The organism is Atopomonas sediminilitoris (assembly GCF_022601735.1).
Taxonomy (GTDB): Bacteria; Pseudomonadota; Gammaproteobacteria; order Pseudomonadales; family Pseudomonadaceae; genus Atopomonas; species Atopomonas sediminilitoris.
The window spans coordinates 241,458-259,445 of sequence record NZ_JAKUMM010000004.1; the positions used below are offsets into that span (position 1 = coordinate 241,458).

Consider the following 17,988-nt stretch of genomic DNA (forward strand, 5'->3'; position numbering starts at 1 on the left):
ATGTCACCGCGCAGTCATAGTGAGTAAGCACACTGACCATGCCGACAAAGATCGGCTCTGTACAACAGCCTGATGATGGATTTGCACTTATGTCTAGCAGTCGCCAAAGCAGTCAAAATAACGCCAAAACCACTCAAGCCCCTGCCGCGCTGGGTTTTTTAGTGGATGAACAAGGGCGTGAAAAGCCCATCACCGAAGCCATGATCCAGCAAGCGTGCCGCGAACTCGCCGCGCAAAACGCAGATTTACTCGGCACCAATCACTAAAAAGCCGCCGCAAAAAGCCACCGCGGTTTACAGCGTATCCACACTGCAACCTAACGCTTTGCTCAGCTGATTGAGTTCAGCAGAGCTTTGCCGTGTGAAAAGCTTAAGGCCGGGTATTTCTCGGCGCACGGGGTAGTGCTTGCGTAACGCATCAAATGCCGCTGGGCGCTCGTGCGCGGGCAAACGCAAGTGACGTCGAAACGCCGCGTCATCGCGGCGTGGGTCGTACACGCTGCGACTGATCAGCGCGAGTAACTCCGCAGGTTCGGCCTTGCTGGTCACGCGTAAGCCTTTTAGCCAGTGCTCCGGTATCACATTGGCCAAACTTTGCTTGGCCTCGGTTTGCAGTGCTGTACACAACGCCTGATAAATCATCTCGGTGCCGCGCAAGCGTCCATCAAGGCTGTAGCCGGCGATATGTGGCGTGGCCAAGTGCACGCGCCGAGCCAGTTCAGCCTCAACATTGGGTTCGGTTTCCCATACATCTAACGCAACCCACAAATCATCGTGCGCCTGTAAGCGCGCTAGCAGCGCTTGGTTATCGACCACAGCACCACGTCCGGCATTGATCAGCCATTGCCCCGGCTTGAGCGTGGCAATACGAGCCTCGTCCAACAAATGCCATGTCGGATGCTCACCTTCGTGGATAAGTGGGGTGTGCAGGCACAGCACATCGGCTTCGGCAATCAACGCCTGCAAGCTATAAAACTCGCCCTCTTCTTCGGCCGCTCGTGGCGGGTCACACACACGAACCTCTAAACCCAGCGCCTTGAGCACCTTGTGTAACGCACCGCCCACGCGGCCCGCACCAACAATGCCAATCACCTTGTCCTCGAGCGTTTCACCGGATAACTCGGCCAAGTGCAGTAACGCGCCCAACACATAATCTACCACCGCGCGGGCATTGCAGCCGGGCGCACTGGCGACCTGAATGCCGGCCTCGGCCAGCCAAGGCAAGTCCAAGTGATCGGTCCCGATGGTGCAGGTGCCAACAAAACGCACCTTGGAGCCCTGCAGTAGCGCTTGATTGACCTGCGTTACCGAACGCACCAAGAGGACATCCGCCTCGCGCACCGCCGCTGCCGACAAGTCGCGTCCAGGCAAGCGGGTCAATTCACCCAGCTCAGCAAAAAAAGCCTCTGCTAAGGGAATATTTTCATCGGCCACAATGCGTAGCGGCTGGTTCATTACAAGTCCTCCAGGCGAAACGCCTCGGGATAAAAGTCAGAGTGAGTTTGATAGTGCGCGAGCAAAGCGTTAACAAAGCTAGCCGCACGCGCTGGCAAACCATACCGCCAGTAGCGTTGCACTTGTTGCCAAACGGCCAACTGAAAAGGCCGGCGATCGTATTCTGGCGCGTTTAGACTATCGATGCTCACTGCAAAGCGCTGCCCCGCAGCTTGGCTAAATAGCCACTCCAGTGCTTGCGGTTTAACCTCGACAGATTCAAACGCTTGTTGCTGCTCAGCACTGCGACCATCGGGTGAATACCAGTAACCGTAATCGAGTTGTTGCCGTCTAGCAGCGCCGGCTAGGCACCAGTGCGCAATTTCATGCAACGCACTGGCGATGTAGTCGTGGGTGTAGATGATTTGACTATTGCGCCCAGAAGCTGCGGGCACATACAGCGGTTCATCCGCGCCGCCGACTAATTCCACGGCGTAGTCACTACTAAAGCATCGGCGAAAAAGCATGTGTAAATCTGCAATCGCATGTCCCTTTCGGGCAAATGTTAGCGGCGTCGAACACGTACAATGACCGTCTGCAGTGTGCGCGTATGCGCCCTGCTTTTCACTCATCGATTGATCTGTCGAGCCCTCTACCATGCGTGATTTACCCCATCAGCCTGTCTTGAGCCTGCGCATTCTAAAGGAAGTTCGCGCCCTGCTCATCTTGGCGGGGCCAATCATTGTCGCGCAACTGGCGCACACTGCGATGGGATTTGTTGATGCGGTGATGGCCGGGCGCGTCTCCGCCAATGACTTAGCGGCCGTTGCGCTGGGCAACTCCATTTGGGTGCCGGTGTTTCTCTTTATTAGCGGTATTTTGTTGGCCACCACCTCGGAGGTCGCGCGCCGCTTTGGTGCCGGTCAACAAGGCGAGATCGGCGAAGTAGTCCGCCAAGGCTTATGGCTGGGCTTGGCCATTGGTCTAATGGCTTGCGCCCTGTTGTGGCTGTCTGAGCCGGTTTTGCATTGGATGCAAGTGGACGCCGCCTTGATTGCTCCCACCATGGGCTATCTGCAAGCCGTTGCCTTGGGCTTACCCGCTATTGCGTTGTATTTGGTGCTGCGCTGTTTTAGCGATGGCCTAGGCATCACGCGGCCCAGTATGGTGTTTGGCGTACTGGGGCTTTTGCTGAATATTCCGGCTAATTACGTGTTTATTTACGGCAAGTTCGGCCTGCCGGCGATGGGCGGCGTGGGCTGCGGCTGGGCCACGGCCTTGGTGATGTGGCTGAGCGCTTTGGGGCTTTTGCTCTGGGTGCGCTGGGCGCCGGCGTATCAAGCCAGCCGTCTGTTCAGCCGCTTTAGTTGGCCAGAAGGCAACACGCTTAAGCACTTGCTCAAAGTGGGTACGCCGATAGGTGTGGCCATTTTTGCCGAGGCGAGTATTTTTTCAGTGATCGCGCTGCTGATTGGCGGCCTTGGCGCGATTGTGGTTGCCGGTCATCAAATCGCCCTGAACGTGTCATCCCTGATTTTCATGATCCCCTACTCGCTTGGCATGGCCAGCACCGTGCGTGTCGGCCAGGCGTTGGGACGTAACGCCCCCCAACAGGCCGAATTTGCAGCGTGGACTAGCCTCGCCGTTGCCCTCGGTTATGCCTGTCTTTCGGTCAGCCTGATCATGTGGCTACGCACCAGCATTGCCGGCATTTACACCAACGATGCGCAAGTGATCAGCCTGGCCGCCAGTCTGTTGGTGTTCTCAGCAATCTTTCAGTTCTCTGACGCCATTCAAGTCACCGCAGCCGGTGCTTTGCGCGGTTATCACGACACCCGCAGCACGATGCTGCTCACCCTGTTCGCCTATTGGTGCATCGGCTTGCCGCTTGGCGCTAGCCTCGGGCTCAGCGACTTCTTTGGCTCAGCGCGCGGCCCAGCAGGGTTATGGATGGGCTTAGTCGCAGGGCTTAGCGTTGCTGCGGTGCTGTTGGCCATTCGCTTGCGCAAAATTGCCCAGCGGGAGATTCGTCGGGCATCCTAAGGTGATGCAAAAACTCATTGTTGTCATGCTGTGCGCCCTGCTGGCCGCTTGCGAGCAAGCCGACCCAGCCGCCGCACTGCAAGAGGACTACCTCAGCCGTCTGGCGCGCGCATTAGAGCAGCCAACGGCCCCGGCCTTTGATCGTCAAGCCTTGTTAGTGCTGCGCCCGCCGCCTAAACGCGCCTTGGTTAATGGTATTCCCGACACCCGTATCAGCTTGTTGGAGCTGCTGGTGGATAGCAGCACGTGCCCGCGTCTCAGGGTATTGATCAGCGAGCGCAACAGCATCCTTGGCAAAGTCATGCAGCCCAGTCATCAACTGGCCTATGAAGTTGCCTTAGTGCATGAGCTGGAGGCCTGCTTACGCGAGTCAGCCGAGCAAAACAGTGACTGGCACGCCGCCTTAACCAGCCTTAAACAACAAAAGCAGCAACAGCTCCCGTTGCATTATTGGAATCTGTTCGCCGCCAGCAGCGAGGTGCGCCAGCATCTGCGTTTTGCCGAGCACGGCTTAGCGCCTGAGAATCCGGCCGGCGCTTGGTTGGACGAGTTTGCCGCGCTGGTGAACTTGCCGTCTCGCTTCCAGCAACGGCCTGTCTTGACCGCCAACGAGATTGATCAGCATTTGCTTGGCTTAAGCCGCAGCACAGGCGGCGGCCAATGGCTGCACAGCGTATTGCGTCTAACTGAAACGCTTACGCACGGCACGCAGATGCTGCAACAGCGCGCCGCGCGTAAGCCGCTGTGCCCGCTTGGCCGCGCAACACCGCCCGCGCGCATCGCGCAAAACGTGATGATCAAATACTTTGCCGGGCAATTACAGCCGTACCTTGCGAGGGTGGATCAGCGTGGCCAGCGCTGGCATGGCTTGATCCAACAGTGGCGTGCGCAGCCCGGCGCCACAGCGGCCTTCGAGGCTTATTTGGCCTCGCTCGAGCGGCTCTGGCAACGTTATCAACAGGCGCAGCACACGCATATACAGGCCTGGCAAGACACCTTGCGCGCCTGCCAGCTCGCGCCCGGTCAGTCGGGCTGGGTGGGCAATGCCGCCAAGGCTGCCCAGTAGTCGTCGCTGAGGAACGGCTTGCCCGCCAACAAATGCTGCATATAACCGTGCGCCGGCAATAAACCTTCGGCGCGCATGGCGGGGTTAGCAAAGTACACCCAGCTTGGCTGTATGCCTGCGGCTGTTTCGATAGGCATGACTTCGCGGCTGTAAAACACCGGCGTGCCTTCGAACGGGTCCATCTTGCTAATCTCGTGCCCATCACACAGGCGGTACAACACCCCTTGCACCACCTCGCCGCGGGCATGGCGCACATTGGCGTAGGCATAGCCATCACGATCATGCGCACGCTTGTTGAAGCACAACGCGTAGCCGGATAGGCGCCCCAGCTCCGCTTGATCAAAGCGCAAGCCGCGTGCCTGCATCCGCGCTGGGTTCATGTTGGAGCCATAGGCAAAGTAGTAACGACTCACGCCTGTGCAGCCTTGCGGATCCAGTACAGGTAGGTGCCCTGCTCTTCACGCTGATCCAGCAGTTCGTAGCCTAAAAAACGGCAAAACTTGGGAATGTCGCGGCGGGTCGAAGGGTCTGTAGCAATGACTTTTAGCAGTCCACCGTCGGGCAGCTCGCGCACCTTGCCGTGCAGCAGCATCACAGGCTCTGGGCACATCAAACCAGAGGCATCAAAGATCACATCAGGAGTATCCACAGCAGCTCTACCTACGCGTTACTAACAACAATGCTTTGCCAATCCAGCAAGAAATGGCGCGTTAATTGTCGCACAGCACGGTACAAATCCCGGCACAAGATCATTCATAGGCATAAAGTTGCTATAAATGACTGGAAACGACAATTTACAGAAAGCAACACAGCAACAAACCACAACATTCGCAACAAAAAACCTCATCAAGCGGCATAGACTTCTTGGCATCGAAGTTCACACCACTTCGGTACCTAGGGGCCGCCACAAGCGGCCCCGAACTTTAGACCTTCTGATGGCTACCCGCTGTTTAATGGTCCGCTCAAGGCAACTCGCACAGCGCACATCACTCGAGAGACCACCATGTTCAACGCTCGCAAGTATCCTCGCTACCACCCCATCAACCTGCCTGACCGTACTTGGCCAGAGCAGCGCATCGAACACGCGCCGAAATGGTGCGCGGTTGATTTGCGCGATGGTAATCAGGCGCTACTTGAGCCGATGGACGTGGAGCAAAAACAGCGGCTGTTTGATTTGCTGGTCAAGCTAGGTTTTAAAGAAATCGAAGTTGGCTTCCCCTCAGCCAGTCAACCGGACTTTGACTTTGTCCGCCGGCTGATCGAAGAAGACCGCATCCCCGACGATGTCACCATTCAGGTGCTGACCCAAGCCCGTGAGCACTTGATTGCGCGCACCTACGAGTCCTTGGTCGGCGTTAAGCGCGCTGTGGTGCACGTGTACAACTCCACCAGCACGGTGCAACGCGAGCAAGTCTTTCAGCAAGATAAAGCCGGCATTCAAGCGATGGCCGTGCAAGGCGCACGCTGGGTGCGCGATTACGCCGCGCACTACCCACAAACCCAGTGGAGTTTCCAATACAGCCCCGAAAGTTTCAGCGGCACCGAGCCCGATTATGCACTGGCGGTGTGCAATGCCGTGCTGGACGAGTGGCAACCCTCGGCGACGTTGCGCTGCATTATCAACTTGCCCGCCACCGTGGAGATGACCACGCCCAACGTGTTTGCCGACCAAGTGGAATACATCTGCCGGCATATCCGCTATCGCGAACACATTGATATTTCCATTCACACCCACAATGACCGTGGTTGTGGTGTGGCCGCTGCCGAGCTGGCGTTGTTGGCCGGCGCTGACCGTATCGAAGGCACCTTGCTGGGCAATGGCGAGCGCACCGGCAATATGGACTTGGTCACCATGGCCATGAACCTGTACAGCCAAGGCATCGATCCGCAGCTTGATTTGTCCGATGCTGATGAAATCATCCGCACAGTCGAAGCCTGCACGCAGTTACCCGTGCACCCGCGCCACCCGTGGGTTGGCGAGCTGGTGTTTACCGCGTTTTCTGGTAGCCACCAGGATGCCATCAATAAGTGCCTGCAGCGCCGCCAGCGTGAAGACGAGCTCTGGCATGTAGCTTATTTGCCGATCGACCCCACCGACTTAGGCCGCGACTACCAAGCGGTGATTCGCGTCAACAGTCAGTCGGGCAAAGGCGGTGCCGCGTTTATTTTGCAGCGCGAATACGACCTGCATTTACCCCGCTATCTGCAGCTGGCATTGAGCCCAGTGGTGCAGCAAGCGGCCGAGCAAAGCGGCGGCGAGCTGCGCGGCGAGCACATCCACGCCTGCTTGCAACAAGCCTTTGGTGCTACCGACAGCCAACAACTGAAACATATTCGTTGGGATGACCAACAAGGCTTACTGGCCACCCTGCACAGTCATCAGCACGAAGTGTTGTTGCAAGGCCAAGGCAACGGCCCGTTGGATGCCTTTAGTCAAGCGCTAAGCAAACACTGCGGCACGAGTGTGGTTATCCAACAATTTGACGAGCACGCGCTTGGCAAAGGCAGCGACGCCCGCGCCGTGGTGTATGTGGCGATCAAGGTGCACGGTCGCGATCATTACGGCTATGCCGAGGGCGAAGACAGCACCGCCGCTGCGTTGTCGGCGGTACTCAATGCGTTGGCGCACAGCGGCGCACTGAGCAATACCGCGATTAGCGCTTAAAGCCTTTGCGCTTAACCTGCTCAGCATAAAAACCACAACGGGCACTGCGGTGCCCGTTGTGGTTTTACTCAGTTAAAACGCCGCAAGTGACAGGTCACTTCTTCGCGGTCGTGATACAGCTGCTTGCAGCGAATGGAGACCTTAACGCCCGCCTCGTCAAAGAACTCTTCTAGGCGCATTAAGATTTGCTGCACTTCATCAAAGCGCTTTTTCATCGGCAGCTTAAGATTGACCACCGCCTCGCGGCACCAGCCATGGCCTAGCCACTGCTCGATCAGCCACGCCGTGCGCGCAGGGCGCTCAACGATATCGCACACCATCCAATCCACCGACTTACGCGGCTCGAACTGGTAACCGTCAGCGCGAAAATGCTCGACAAGGCCTGAGTCCATCAGTGCAGGGTCCATCGGCCCATTGTCCACCGCGCTGACACGGATATGCCGCTGCACCAACTGCCATGTCCAGCCACCGGGCGCTGCGCCAAGATCTACCGCCGTCATGGCAGGGGCCAAACGGCTATCCCACTGTTCGCGCGGCACAAAGTGATGCCACGCCTCTTCCAGCTTTAACGTCGACCGACTGGGCGCCTCACGCGGAAACTTAAGCCGTGGAATCCCCATCGGCCATGTCGCTGCATTGGCACGCTCAGCCAAACCGACAAACACACGCTGACTATTAAGGAAGAACAACTGTATACGCTGCGGCAACTCGGCATTGGCGCGTAAGCAGCCGACCTTGTGCATGCCCTTTTCCAGTGGGGCGGTAAACTTCTTGCAGAAGCTCGCGAGTGACTTGCCGTCGTTGGTATCAGGCACTTCCAACCAAACCTGAGCAACCCGCGGGTAAGCCTTAAATACACCGAGCAAACTGGTTAGGCGGTCTTTTTCTGGCAAATCGACAAACTGCCCGCGCGCCCACTGTCGAATAAAAATCAGCTGGTTAAAGCGCACTTCGCGCATCAAGCGTTCGCAAGCGCTGGCGTCTTGCGTCACCCACTCAACCCACGCTTGTCCCGCCTGCGTTCGCGCATAGCCATGCGCACCATATTGCTCGGCGTGCAGAGCAATTTCGCTGGCGGCTTCGGTCTCAAAGCCGGGGCGACACTGGATTAATAGGCTATTCATAACGACCTCAACGTGCAGGGCCGCGCACTATAACACCGCCGTCCGCGTGGTCGGTGTCTGGCTGTGCCTACGTCTGGCTGTGTAGACGCTTAGCTGAGTAGTCTCAAAGCTGTGCCAGAAAAGCCTGCAGCGCATCGGCTGCCGCGACAAGGTTATCCGCTTGCGACAGGCCCGAAGCTTTTAGCGGCTTAAAGTCGTGATCGCCACTGGTTAGCCAGACTAGGCGCGTTTGCCCACCGAGCCGGTAATGCACCACCTCATCCGGCTTGCCGAACGGATCGCGCTCACCCTGTACGATCAGGCTGGGCACACCGATACGCGGCCAATGCTCGGTACGGTTTTTTTCAGGCTTACCCGGTGGATGAAACGGATAACCCAAGCACACCAAGGCGCTCACCGCTTCTGGCAACTCATCTGCCGCCAATAGACTCGCCATGCGCCCGCCCATCGACTTACCGCCAATCGCTATGCGCCCTGCCCACTGCGCTGACAAGGCATTGATCACCGTCTGCCAGTGTTCCAACAATTGTTTTTGCGGGTTCGGCGGGCGTTTTTTCCCATCGGCGCGCCGCGCCTGCATGTAAGCAAACTCAAAGCGAACCACGGCAATGCCCCGCTCGGCCAATAGCTCAGCCATCTGCTGCATAAACGGGCTATCCATCGGCGCACCCGCGCCGTGGGCTAGGACCAACAACCATTGCGCGTCTTTTAACGGCTTGTTCCACAAAAAATTGCTGTTCACGTCTATCCTCTTCGGTGAGTTGGCAAGCACTGCATTGACCTAGAGCAAGATTGTAAATATTCAATCATCAGCCAATTAGCGCTATCCTTAGGCCCAGTCGCACTTTGTAACAATAATATCCGCGACAAATGCCTCCAGCGCACCGAGAAAACCGTGGCCCAAAATATGGCAGCCGGGCAGCAAGCCTCTAAATAGGGCTTTACCCCATAGCCGAAAGGCCTTTGTCATTGCATTGACTAAGGTCATTCCCCATACTTGCGCCGCTTTTTCTGTCCCCATAAAACTCGAACCGTGGAACCCCTAGCAATGAGTACAGCAACTACTCCGACTGCTTATAACTATAAGGTGGTCCGCCAGTTTGCCGTGATGACGGTAGTCTGGGGGGTCATTGGGATGGCCATGGGTGTGTTTATCGCTGCCCAATTGGTCTGGCCTGAGCTTAACTTAGGCCTGCCGTGGACCAGCTTCGGACGCCTGCGTCCGCTGCACACCAATGCCGTAATCTTCGCCTTTGGCGGTTGCGCCTTGTTTGCAACGTCTTACTACGTTGTACAACGCACCAGCCAAGCTCGCCTGATCTCGGATGGTCTGGCTGCCTTCACCTTCTGGGGCTGGCAAGCTGTGATCGTATTGGCAGTGATTACCCTGCCAATGGGCTACACCAGCAGCAAAGAATACGCTGAGCTGGAATGGCCGATCGACATCCTCATTGCAGTCGTCTGGATTAGCTACGCGCTGGTGTTCTTCGGCACAGTAATCAAGCGCAAGACCAAGCACATCTACGTCGGCAACTGGTTCTTCGGTGGCTTTATTTTGACCGTTGCCCTGCTGCACATTGTTAACAGTGCAGCGCTGCCGGTTGACTACCTGAAGTCCTACTCTGCGTACTCCGGTGCAACTGACGCCATGATTCAGTGGTGGTATGGCCACAACGCGGTAGGTTTCTTCTTGACCGCGGGCTTCTTGGGCATGATGTACTACTTCGTACCCAAGCAGGCTGAGCGTCCCATCTACTCGTATCGCCTGTCGATCGTGCACTTCTGGGCATTGATCTCTATCTACATCTGGGCCGGCCCGCACCACCTGCACTACACCGCGCTGCCTAACTGGGCGCAGTCGTTGGGCATGGCGATGTCGCTGATCCTGCTGGCACCCAGCTGGGGCGGCATGATTAACGGCATGATGACCCTGTCTGGCGCGTGGCATAAGCTGCGTACTGACCCGATCTTGCGCTTCTTGGTGGTTTCCTTGGCCTTCTACGGCATGTCCACCTTCGAAGGCCCGATGATGGCGATCAAGACCGTTAACGCCCTGTCGCACTACACCGACTGGACCATCGGCCACGTACACGCCGGCGCTTTGGGTTGGGTTGCGATGATCTCTATCGGCGCGATCTACCACATGCTGCCGAAGGTGTTTGGCCGCAATGAAATGCACAGCATTCCATTGATTAACGCCCACTTCTGGCTCGCCACCATCGGCACCGTGCTGTACATCGCCTCAATGTGGGTGAACGGCATTACCCAAGGCTTGATGTGGCGCGCAGTCAACGAAGACGGCACCTTGACCTACAGCTTCGTTGAATCCGTGGTGGCCAGTGAGTACGGCTACGTCGTGCGTGTGATCGGTGGTGCGTTCTTCCTCACCGGCATGCTGCTGATGGCCTACAACACATGGCGCACTGTCCGTGATTCCAAGCCGGCTGAAGCCGAAGCTGCAGCGCAGATGGCCTAAGGAGACACGACATGAAAAACCATGAATTAGTCGAAAAAAACCTAGGCCTGATGATCATCTTTATGATCATTGCGGTCAGCATTGGCGGTCTAACCCAGATCGTGCCGCTGTTCTTCCAGCCAGAAACCACTGAGCCGGTGGAGGGCCTTAAGCCCTATACCGCGCTGCAATTGGAAGGCCGTGACATCTACATCCGTGAAGGCTGCGTTGGCTGCCATTCGCAGATGGTGCGTCCGTTCCGCGCTGAAACCGAGCGCTACGGCCACTACTCTGTCGCTGGCGAGAGCGTTTGGGATCACCCCTTCCTGTGGGGCTCCAAGCGGACCGGTCCTGACCTGGCTCGCGTAGGCGGCCGTTACTCCGATGAATGGCACCGTGCGCACCTGTACAACCCGCGCAACGTAGTACCAGAGTCGATCATGCCTGCTTATCCTTGGCTTGCTGAGAATGTGCTGGATGGCAAAAAAACCGCTGACAAAATCAGCGCCATGCGCACCTTGGGCGTGCCTTACACCGACGAAGATATCGCCGGTGCTAAAGAGGCCGTTCAAGGCAAGAGCGAAATGGATGCCATCGTCGCCTATCTGCAAGTGCTGGGCACAGCGATCACTAACAAGCGGTGAATGCGATGGATATCGGAACCCTCCGCGGTTTAGGCACAGCTCTGGTCTTTATCGCCTTCATTGGCGTAGTGATTTGGGCTTATGGCAGCAAGCGTAAGGCGCGTTTTGACGACGACGCTATGCTGCCCTTCGCCGACGATCCAGAGGCAGCCAAGCGCATCGAGCAAGAATCTAGGAGTAAGCAATGACCAATTTCTGGAGCGGTTACATCACCGTCCTCGTGGTCGGCACCATCATCGGTCTCTTCTGGTTGATTTTCTCTACCCGCAAGGGGCAGCGTAAATCAGAAACCGAAGAAACCTTGGGCCACGCCTTCGACGGGATTGAAGAGTTTGACAACCCACTGCCGCAGTGGTGGTTCATGCTGTTTGTCGGCACCATCATCTTCGCCATTGGCTACTTGGCGCTCTACCCGGGCCTAGGCAAGTGGCAAGGTCTGCTGGGCTGGACGCAAGAAAACCAGTGGCAGAAAGAAATGGACAAGGCCGCCGAGCAATACGGCCCGCTGTACGCCAAGTACGCCGCCATGCCGATCGAAGAAGTGGCCAAAGACGAAGCTGCCCTGAAAATGGGTAACCGTCTGTTCGCTTCTAACTGCGCGGTATGCCACGGTTCGGACGGTAAAGGCAGCCACGGCTTCCCCAACCTGACCGACGACCAATGGCGCTGGGGCGGCGAACCAGAAACCATCAAAACCACCATCATGCAGGGTCGCCAAGGCGCTATGCCGGCTTGGGCTGATGCTATTGGTGAAAGTGGCGTGAAGGCCGTATCAGCGTATGTTCGTGATCTGGCTGGCCTAAAGAACCCTGAAGGCGTTGACGTTGAGGCAGGTCAAAAGATCTTCGCCACCAACTGCGTAGCCTGTCACGGTGCGGACGGCAAAGGTAACCCGTTGATGGGTGCACCGAACCTGACCAGCAATAAAGGTTGGATCTTCGGCTCCAGCTACACTCAGGTTCAGCAAACCATTCGTTACGGTCGTAACGGTCAGATGCCTGCGCAGCACACGCTGCTGGGTAATGACAAGGTTCACCTGCTAGCCGCTTACGTGTACAGCCTGTCACACGGCGAAGCCAACGTTGAGAAATAAGCCAACGCGACCCTGTGTCGCAGGCTGAATGCGCGCTTAGCGCGTATCCTTAACGGGTGATTCGCCCAACACTTGGCCGGCACATGCCGGCCAAGTTGTTTCTGCTCAGAATGGATCAGCCTGATGAATGACCAGATCCCCGTAAGGGACGTAACGCCAAAGCCCAGCCAACCCGCCAAGCAAGACAACGGCGAGTTTGACCTCTACGCCAAACAGGAAAAAATCTACACCAAGGCCTTTACCGGCTTATTCCGCAATTTGCGCATGGGCGGTGGTGCCTTTCTGTTTTTACTCTACTTCGGCACGGTGTGGCTGAACTGGGGCGAGCGGCAAGCGATCTGGTGGAACCTGCCTGAGCGCAAGTTCTACATCTTCAACATGACCATCTGGCCGCAGGATTTTATCCTGCTTTCGAGCCTGCTGATCATCAGCGCTTTTGGTTTGTTCTTTATCACCGTGTTTGCTGGTCGTGTGTGGTGTGGCTACACCTGCCCACAAAGCGTGTGGACGTGGATTTTCATGTGGGCGGAGAAAGTCACCGAAGGTGATCGCAACCAGCGCATGAAGCTCGACAAACAGCCCATGAGCCAAAGCAAACTGCTGAAAAAAACCGCCAAACATAGCCTGTGGTTTTTGGTCAGTTTCATCACCGGCCTGACCTTTGTCGGCTATTTCACCCCCATGCGCGAGCTGGTGATCGAGATATTTACCCTCGAAGCCAGTGGCTGGGCTTATTTCTGGATTGGCTTCTTTACCGTGGCCACCTACCTCAACGCCGGGTATCTGCGTGAGCAAGTGTGCATTTACATGTGCCCTTACGCGCGCTTTCAGAGCGTGATGTTTGATAAAGACACCTTGGTGGTGTCTTACGACCCACGCCGTGGTGAAAGTCGTGGCCCCCGCAAGCGCAATAGTGACTACAAAGCCGAAGGTTTGGGCGACTGCATCGACTGCAAAGCCTGCGTACACGTCTGCCCTACCGGCATCGACATCCGTGACGGTCTGCAATACGAGTGCATCACCTGCGCAGCCTGCATCGACGCCTGCGACACCATCATGGATAAGATGGGCTACGACAAAGGCCTGATCAGCTACACCACCGAGCACAATCTTAATGGTGAGAAAACTCACCTGATGCGCCCGCGCTTGATTGGTTACGCCGTTGCCTTGGTGGCCATGCTGCTGGGATTTGCCTATGCCGTGGTGAATCGCCCGCTGGTGGAATTAGATGTGTTAAAAGACCGCGTCTTGTACCGTGAAAACGAAACAGGCCGGATTGAAAACGTCTATACGCTCAAGGTCATGAACAAAGACCAGCGCGAACACACCTATGTGATCGATGTGGATGGTTTAGAGGGCTTGCAACTGGAAGGCCGCCGCGAAGTCACTGCTGCAGCGGGTGAAATTCTCTCGCTGCCTGTGGAGCTCTCGGTCGACCCGGAGCAGCTGACTAACAGCACCAACGAAATTCGTTTTAAAATCCACTCCCTCGATGACGCTGATGTACGCCGGCAAACCGATAGCCGCTTCATCGGCCCTGTACTCCATTAAGAGCCCGTAATGACGACGATGAGTAAATCCGCCGCTTGGTACAAACAGCCTTGGTTGCTTTTCTTGCTAGGCATGTTGGCCTTCGGTGTCAGTGGCGGCACCACCTTGCTAATCGTTTCCATTAACTACCAAGACCCTGTGCTGTCTGATGACTACTACGACGTCGGCAAAGGCATTAACCAATCCCTTGCGCGCGAGCGCTTGGCTGAGCAGTTAAAGCTTGTTGCGGACATCCGCATCGACAGCACCACGGGCGAAGTAGACATGCGCTTAAGTGGCATGAGCCTACCCAGCCAGCTAACGCTTAACGTTATCTCCCCGACCCAGCCCAACAAAGACCGCACCATTCGCATGGCGCAAAGCCCCAGCGAGCCGTCGCGCTATGTTGGCCAATTACTGGATGAGATCACCGGCCGGCGCTTTGTCGAGTTGCTCGGCGAGGAAGGCGGTCAACAGTGGCGCTTGTTTGATGAGTTTCACTTAGCGGCCGAACAGCAATTGGTGCTAACCGCCGAATTCTGATGGCGCATACCGGCCTTTGCTTTCATTGCGACCTCCCCGTACCGGCAGGCAGCCCTTGGCAGCTTGAGGTACTTGGCCAGAGCCGCTCTTTTTGCTGCCCGGGCTGTCATGCCGTGTGCCAAAGCATCGTGGCGGCGGGCCTAGACAGCTATTACCAACACCGCAGCGAACCCTCCGCTAACCCGCAAGACTTGCCGCGCATCATCCAAGATGAACTCGCCCTGCTCGATCGCGCGGACGTACAGCACGAGCTAGTTCGCGAAGACGGCACCAGCCGTGAATGCCTGCTGTTGGTTGAAGGGATCACCTGTGCCGCCTGCGGCTGGCTAATCGAACGCCATCTGCAACAGGTCGCGGGGGTCGAGCAGGCCACGCTCAATTTAAGCAATCATCGCCTCAGCCTGCGCTGGCAAGACGACCAAATCAAACTCTCACAACTGCTCAGTGAAATTCGCCGTATCGGTTACGCCGCGCAGCCCTACCAGCCCGATCAAGCGGCGCAACAGCTGCACAACGAGAATCGCCGTGCGCTGCGCCAGCTGGGGCTCGCTGGGCTGCTTTGGATGCAGGTGATGATGGCCTCGATGGCTACTTGGCCCGAGTTCAATATCGATCTCTCTGCCGACATGCACTTAATTTTGCGCTGGGTCAGCCTCTTCATGACCACACCGATCGTGCTGTATTGCTGCGCGGACTTTTTTAAAGGCGCCTTACGGGATTTGCGCACGCGCCGCTTGACCATGGATGTTTCCGTCTCACTGGCCATTGGCGTTGCCTATCTCGCGGGCATTTGGACCTGCATCAGCGGTCAGGGTGAGCTGTACTTTGACGCCGTGGGCATGTTTGCCTTCTTCCTCTTAGCCGGCCGCTACCTTGAGCGCCGCGCCCGCGAACGCACCGCCAGTAAAACCGCCGAACTGGTCAACCTGCTGCCAGCCTCGTGCCTGCGGGTTAACGCCGACGGGCTCAGCGAGCGCGTGCTGCTGCGCGAATTACAGGTTAATGACCAGTTAGAAGTGCTACCTGGCGCCATCGTCCCTGCAGACGGGGTGGTTTGCCAAGGCAGCTCCAGCGTCGATGAATCGCTTCTGACAGGCGAATATCTGCCGGTGCTGCGCCAGTGTGGCGACACCGTGCATGCCGGCACATTGAATATCGAAGGCCCACTGCATATTCGGGTCAGCGCCTTAGGTGAAGCATCGCGCCTATCTACCATCGTGCGCTTGCTGGAGCGGGCACAAAGTGAAAAGCCACGTTTGGCAGAGCTCGCCGACCGCGTCGCGCAATATTTCCTGATCAGCGTGCTGCTGCTTTCGGCCGTAGTCGCTTATGTTTGGTGGCAAATCGAGCCCGAGCGGGCGCTGTGGATTGTGATCGCCGTGCTGGTCGCCACCTGCCCGTGCGCCCTGTCACTGGCTACCCCAACCGCGCTGACCACCGCGACCGGCACGCTGCATGGCTTAGGTTTATTGCTCACCCGCGGCCACGTACTGGAGAGCCTCGGCCAGATCACCACGGTTGTTCTGGATAAAACCGGCACGCTCACCGAGGGCCGCTTGAGCCTACGGCAGATCATCCCGCTGGCCGACCTCGACGCAGAAGCTTGCCGCGCCTTAGCTGCGGCGCTCGAAGCACACTCCGAACACCCGATTGCGCGTGCGCTGGGGCACAGCAACCTGCAAGCCAGCGACATGGAGAATCATCCGGGGCTTGGCTTGGCAGGGCATGTTGGCAGTCACACCTTACGCATTGGTCAGCCACATTTTGTGTGTGCCCTGAGCAAGCAAGCTGTTCCGCACATTAGCCAAGACAGCGGCCAATGGTTGCTTCTCGGCAATCAGCATGGCCCGCTGGCGTGGTTTGTTTTGGATGACCAACTGCGCGCCGATGCGCAGGACTTGATCGCGGCCCTGCGCCAACGTCACTGGCGTTGCGAGTTACTCTCCGGCGACAGCGGGCCTATGGTGGCCAAGCTCGGCAGCCATTTGCAGTTGGATGTTGCCCTTGGCGGACAAACACCCGCCGACAAACTGGCCCACGTGCAAGCACTGCAACAGCAAGGGCAACGGGTGTTAATGCTGGGCGATGGGGTTAACGATGTACCCGTACTCGCCGCCGCCGACATCAGCATCGCCATGGGCTCGGCCACGGATCTTGCCAAAACCAGTGCTGATGCGGTGCTGTTAAGTAATCGCCTCAGCAGCGTTATCGCCAGCTTGCACATCGCCGAACGCACCCGTCAGGTGATTCGGCAAAATCTGGCGTGGGCCTGCCTGTACAATCTACTGGTCTTGCCCCTTGCGGCGACAGGCTGGATAACTCCGGGCTGGGCGGCGCTGGGCATGTCTGTCAGTTCTTTATTGGTCGTGCTCAATGCCTTGCGCTTAAGCCGAGCCCCCGCCGAGACATCCGTATGAATGCGCTGTATTACCTCATCCCCATTGCAATCATCTTGGTAATCGCCGCCACCTGGCTGTTTTTCTGGGCGGTGGATAGCGGCCAATACGATGACTTAGATGGCCCAGCACACAGCATCCTGTTTGATGACGACGATCCCGCTCATCAAGCCGCACAGCCTGAGCACAGCAATAGTACCGGCAGCCAATCCGCTGAAAACAACAGCGATAAGTCAGCATGAACGAGCTGTTATTGCACCTCAGCGCCTTCGTGTTAGGCCTCTTAGGTGCGGGACATTGCTTGGGGATGTGCGGCGGTTTGATGGGCGCGCTCACCCTCGCGATTCCGGCTGAGGCGCAACAGCGCCGACTAGCCATCTTGCTCAGCTATAACCTAGGCCGCATTGCCAGCTATAGCTTGGCTGGTTTGCTACTGGGCTTACTCGGCTGGGCCGCCCATCAAGGTTTTGCCAACGTGCTGCGTGGTTTTGCCGCCGCCCTGCTGTTTGCCATGGGCTTGTACTTGGCAGGCTGGTGGCAAGGTTTGACGCGCGTCGAACGCTTAGGTCAAGGTCTATGGCGCTATCTGCAGCCGCTTACCCGCCGCTTTATGCCCGTACAGTCGCTGCCACAAGCGTTAACCCTTGGCGCACTGTGGGGTTGGCTACCTTGCGGGCTGGTCTACAGCACCTTGCTGTGGAGTGCCAGCCAAGGTAGCGCCCTGACCAGCATGAGTCTCATGGCCGCTTTTGGTTTGGGCACCCTGCCCTTGTTGGTGCTGACGGGGCTGGCCGCGGAGAAAACCAAACGGCTTCTGCAGCGCCCGCTCACGCGCCAAGCAGCCGGCATCCTGGTGATGCTCTTTGCCGTATGGACGTTTCCCGGCCCACACCAGCAATTACTCATGGGGCACTAACGCGCGCGGCATTCCTGCTACCCCGTTGATATGTGTCAAGTCGATAAAAACACCAGCTCGTACACTTGGCCCATACAAAA

Annotated in this window: 19 protein-coding genes; 13 read left to right on the forward strand and 6 right to left on the reverse strand. The window is 57.3% G+C overall.

The genetic code is table 11. The features are described 5' to 3' along the window. The first annotated feature begins 89 nt into the window (after positions 1–89). Positions 90–266, forward strand: coding sequence for a PA1571 family protein (locus MKI83_RS07750; protein WP_241584656.1), 177 nt, complete (start codon positions 90–92; stop codon positions 264–266). 27 nt (positions 267–293) lie between these two features. On the opposite strand, the gene pdxB is transcribed toward MKI83_RS07750, so the two are convergent. After that, entirely contained in the window at positions 294–1,454 is a 1,161-nt protein-coding gene (pdxB, locus tag MKI83_RS07755; protein ID WP_241584657.1) for a 4-phosphoerythronate dehydrogenase PdxB, read from the reverse strand. Next, entirely contained in the window at positions 1,454–1,960 is a 507-nt protein-coding gene (locus MKI83_RS07760; RefSeq protein ID WP_241584658.1) for an elongation factor P hydroxylase, read from the reverse strand. Before MKI83_RS07760 ends, pdxB begins: the two co-directional genes overlap by 1 nt. Before the next feature lie 130 nt (positions 1,961–2,090). Here MKI83_RS07760 and MKI83_RS07765 point away from each other — a divergent pair, with 130 nt between their 5' ends. Both MKI83_RS07765 and MKI83_RS07770 read left to right on the forward strand, forming a co-directional pair. Then, positions 2,091–3,476 (forward strand): MATE family efflux transporter, encoded by a 1,386-nt coding sequence (locus MKI83_RS07765; protein ID WP_241584659.1) that lies wholly within the window; start codon positions 2,091–2,093, stop codon positions 3,474–3,476. Between the two features lie 4 nt (positions 3,477–3,480). Beyond that, positions 3,481–4,542, forward strand: coding sequence for a DUF3080 family protein (locus tag MKI83_RS07770; RefSeq protein ID WP_241584660.1), 1,062 nt, complete (start codon positions 3,481–3,483; stop codon positions 4,540–4,542). Here MKI83_RS07770 and MKI83_RS07775 read toward each other — a convergent pair. Further along, entirely contained in the window at positions 4,500–4,955 is a 456-nt protein-coding gene (locus tag MKI83_RS07775; RefSeq protein WP_241584661.1) for a gamma-glutamylcyclotransferase family protein, read from the reverse strand. The two genes, MKI83_RS07770 and MKI83_RS07775, sit on opposite strands and share 43 nt — an antisense overlap. Next, the gene (gene tusA, locus MKI83_RS07780) at positions 4,952–5,191 is read right to left on the reverse strand and encodes a sulfurtransferase TusA (RefSeq protein ID WP_370867368.1); all 240 of its coding nucleotides are present in this window, start codon (positions 5,189–5,191) and stop codon (positions 4,952–4,954) included. Before tusA ends, MKI83_RS07775 begins: the two co-directional genes overlap by 4 nt. A 354-nt stretch (positions 5,192–5,545) precedes the next feature. Between tusA and leuA the strand changes: the two genes are divergently transcribed. Next, positions 5,546–7,207 carry a 2-isopropylmalate synthase gene (leuA, locus tag MKI83_RS07785; protein ID WP_241584662.1) on the forward strand — a complete coding sequence of 554 codons (1,662 nt, stop codon included), beginning with the start codon at positions 5,546–5,548 and terminating at the stop codon, positions 7,205–7,207. Positions 7,208–7,275: 68 nt separating this feature from the next. On the opposite strand, the gene rlmM is transcribed toward leuA, so the two are convergent. Beyond that, entirely contained in the window at positions 7,276–8,331 is a 1,056-nt protein-coding gene (gene rlmM, locus MKI83_RS07790; protein WP_241584663.1) for a 23S rRNA (cytidine(2498)-2'-O)-methyltransferase RlmM, read from the reverse strand. A 103-nt stretch (positions 8,332–8,434) separates the two neighbouring features. After that, positions 8,435–9,073 carry an alpha/beta family hydrolase gene (locus MKI83_RS07795; protein WP_241584665.1) on the reverse strand — a complete coding sequence of 213 codons (639 nt, stop codon included), beginning with the start codon at positions 9,071–9,073 and terminating at the stop codon, positions 8,435–8,437. Positions 9,074–9,379: 306 nt separating this feature from the next. Here MKI83_RS07795 and ccoN point away from each other — a divergent pair, with 306 nt between their 5' ends. The 9 genes from ccoN to MKI83_RS07840 all read left to right on the forward strand — a co-directional run bounded on the left by ccoN (position 9,380) and on the right by MKI83_RS07840 (position 17,908). Further along, positions 9,380–10,807, forward strand: coding sequence for a cytochrome-c oxidase, cbb3-type subunit I (gene ccoN / locus MKI83_RS07800; RefSeq protein ID WP_241584667.1), 1,428 nt, complete (start codon positions 9,380–9,382; stop codon positions 10,805–10,807). Between the two features lie 11 nt (positions 10,808–10,818). Next, positions 10,819–11,430, forward strand: a complete 612-nt coding sequence (gene ccoO / locus MKI83_RS07805) for a cytochrome-c oxidase, cbb3-type subunit II (RefSeq protein ID WP_241584669.1) — start codon at positions 10,819–10,821, stop codon at positions 11,428–11,430. Between the two features lie 5 nt (positions 11,431–11,435). Next, positions 11,436–11,618 (forward strand): cbb3-type cytochrome oxidase subunit 3, encoded by a 183-nt coding sequence (locus tag MKI83_RS07810; RefSeq protein WP_241584672.1) that lies wholly within the window; start codon positions 11,436–11,438, stop codon positions 11,616–11,618. Next, positions 11,615–12,523: a cytochrome-c oxidase, cbb3-type subunit III gene (gene ccoP / locus MKI83_RS07815; protein WP_241584674.1), complete on the forward strand. Its 909-nt coding sequence runs from the start codon at positions 11,615–11,617 to the stop codon at positions 12,521–12,523. The genes MKI83_RS07810 and ccoP overlap by 4 nt, the downstream gene beginning before the upstream one ends. 123 nt (positions 12,524–12,646) lie before the next feature. Further along, positions 12,647–14,074 (forward strand): cytochrome c oxidase accessory protein CcoG, encoded by a 1,428-nt coding sequence (gene ccoG, locus MKI83_RS07820; protein ID WP_241584676.1) that lies wholly within the window; start codon positions 12,647–12,649, stop codon positions 14,072–14,074. A 9-nt stretch (positions 14,075–14,083) separates the two neighbouring features. After that, complete coding sequence (locus MKI83_RS07825) at positions 14,084–14,596, forward strand: FixH family protein (RefSeq protein ID WP_241584678.1); 513 nt, start codon at positions 14,084–14,086, stop codon at positions 14,594–14,596. Beyond that, the gene (locus MKI83_RS07830; protein WP_241584680.1) at positions 14,596–17,013 is read left to right on the forward strand and encodes a heavy metal translocating P-type ATPase; all 2,418 of its coding nucleotides are present in this window, start codon (positions 14,596–14,598) and stop codon (positions 17,011–17,013) included. Before MKI83_RS07825 ends, MKI83_RS07830 begins: the two co-directional genes overlap by 1 nt. Then, positions 17,010–17,234, forward strand: a complete 225-nt coding sequence (gene ccoS, locus MKI83_RS07835; RefSeq protein WP_241584683.1) for a cbb3-type cytochrome oxidase assembly protein CcoS — start codon at positions 17,010–17,012, stop codon at positions 17,232–17,234. Before MKI83_RS07830 ends, ccoS begins: the two co-directional genes overlap by 4 nt. Beyond that, the gene (locus MKI83_RS07840; protein ID WP_241584685.1) at positions 17,231–17,908 is read left to right on the forward strand and encodes a sulfite exporter TauE/SafE family protein; all 678 of its coding nucleotides are present in this window, start codon (positions 17,231–17,233) and stop codon (positions 17,906–17,908) included. The genes ccoS and MKI83_RS07840 overlap by 4 nt, the downstream gene beginning before the upstream one ends. The last annotated feature ends 80 nt before the right edge of the window (positions 17,909–17,988 follow it).

What these genes read in the sequence shown, in the direction of transcription:
- MKI83_RS07750 (WP_241584656.1), top strand. Translation starts at nt 90, where the DNA reads ATGTCTAGCAGTCGCCAAAGCAGTCAAAATAACGCCAAAACCACTCAA.
- pdxB (WP_241584657.1), bottom strand. Translation starts at nt 1,454, where the DNA reads ATGAACCAGCCGCTACGCATTGTGGCCGATGAAAATATTCCCTTAGCA.
- MKI83_RS07760 (WP_241584658.1), bottom strand. Translation starts at nt 1,960, where the DNA reads ATGCTTTTTCGCCGATGCTTTAGTAGTGACTACGCCGTGGAATTAGTC.
- MKI83_RS07765 (WP_241584659.1), top strand. Translation starts at nt 2,091, where the DNA reads ATGCGTGATTTACCCCATCAGCCTGTCTTGAGCCTGCGCATTCTAAAG.
- MKI83_RS07770 (WP_241584660.1), top strand. Translation starts at nt 3,481, where the DNA reads ATGCAAAAACTCATTGTTGTCATGCTGTGCGCCCTGCTGGCCGCTTGC.
- leuA (WP_241584662.1), top strand. Translation starts at nt 5,546, where the DNA reads ATGTTCAACGCTCGCAAGTATCCTCGCTACCACCCCATCAACCTGCCT.
- rlmM (WP_241584663.1), bottom strand. Translation starts at nt 8,331, where the DNA reads ATGAATAGCCTATTAATCCAGTGTCGCCCCGGCTTTGAGACCGAAGCC.
- ccoN (WP_241584667.1), top strand. Translation starts at nt 9,380, where the DNA reads ATGAGTACAGCAACTACTCCGACTGCTTATAACTATAAGGTGGTCCGC.
- ccoO (WP_241584669.1), top strand. Translation starts at nt 10,819, where the DNA reads ATGAAAAACCATGAATTAGTCGAAAAAAACCTAGGCCTGATGATCATC.
- MKI83_RS07810 (WP_241584672.1), top strand. Translation starts at nt 11,436, where the DNA reads ATGGATATCGGAACCCTCCGCGGTTTAGGCACAGCTCTGGTCTTTATC.
- ccoP (WP_241584674.1), top strand. Translation starts at nt 11,615, where the DNA reads ATGACCAATTTCTGGAGCGGTTACATCACCGTCCTCGTGGTCGGCACC.
- ccoG (WP_241584676.1), top strand. Translation starts at nt 12,647, where the DNA reads ATGAATGACCAGATCCCCGTAAGGGACGTAACGCCAAAGCCCAGCCAA.
- MKI83_RS07825 (WP_241584678.1), top strand. Translation starts at nt 14,084, where the DNA reads ATGACGACGATGAGTAAATCCGCCGCTTGGTACAAACAGCCTTGGTTG.
- MKI83_RS07830 (WP_241584680.1), top strand. Translation starts at nt 14,596, where the DNA reads ATGGCGCATACCGGCCTTTGCTTTCATTGCGACCTCCCCGTACCGGCA.
- ccoS (WP_241584683.1), top strand. Translation starts at nt 17,010, where the DNA reads ATGAATGCGCTGTATTACCTCATCCCCATTGCAATCATCTTGGTAATC.
- MKI83_RS07840 (WP_241584685.1), top strand. Translation starts at nt 17,231, where the DNA reads ATGAACGAGCTGTTATTGCACCTCAGCGCCTTCGTGTTAGGCCTCTTA.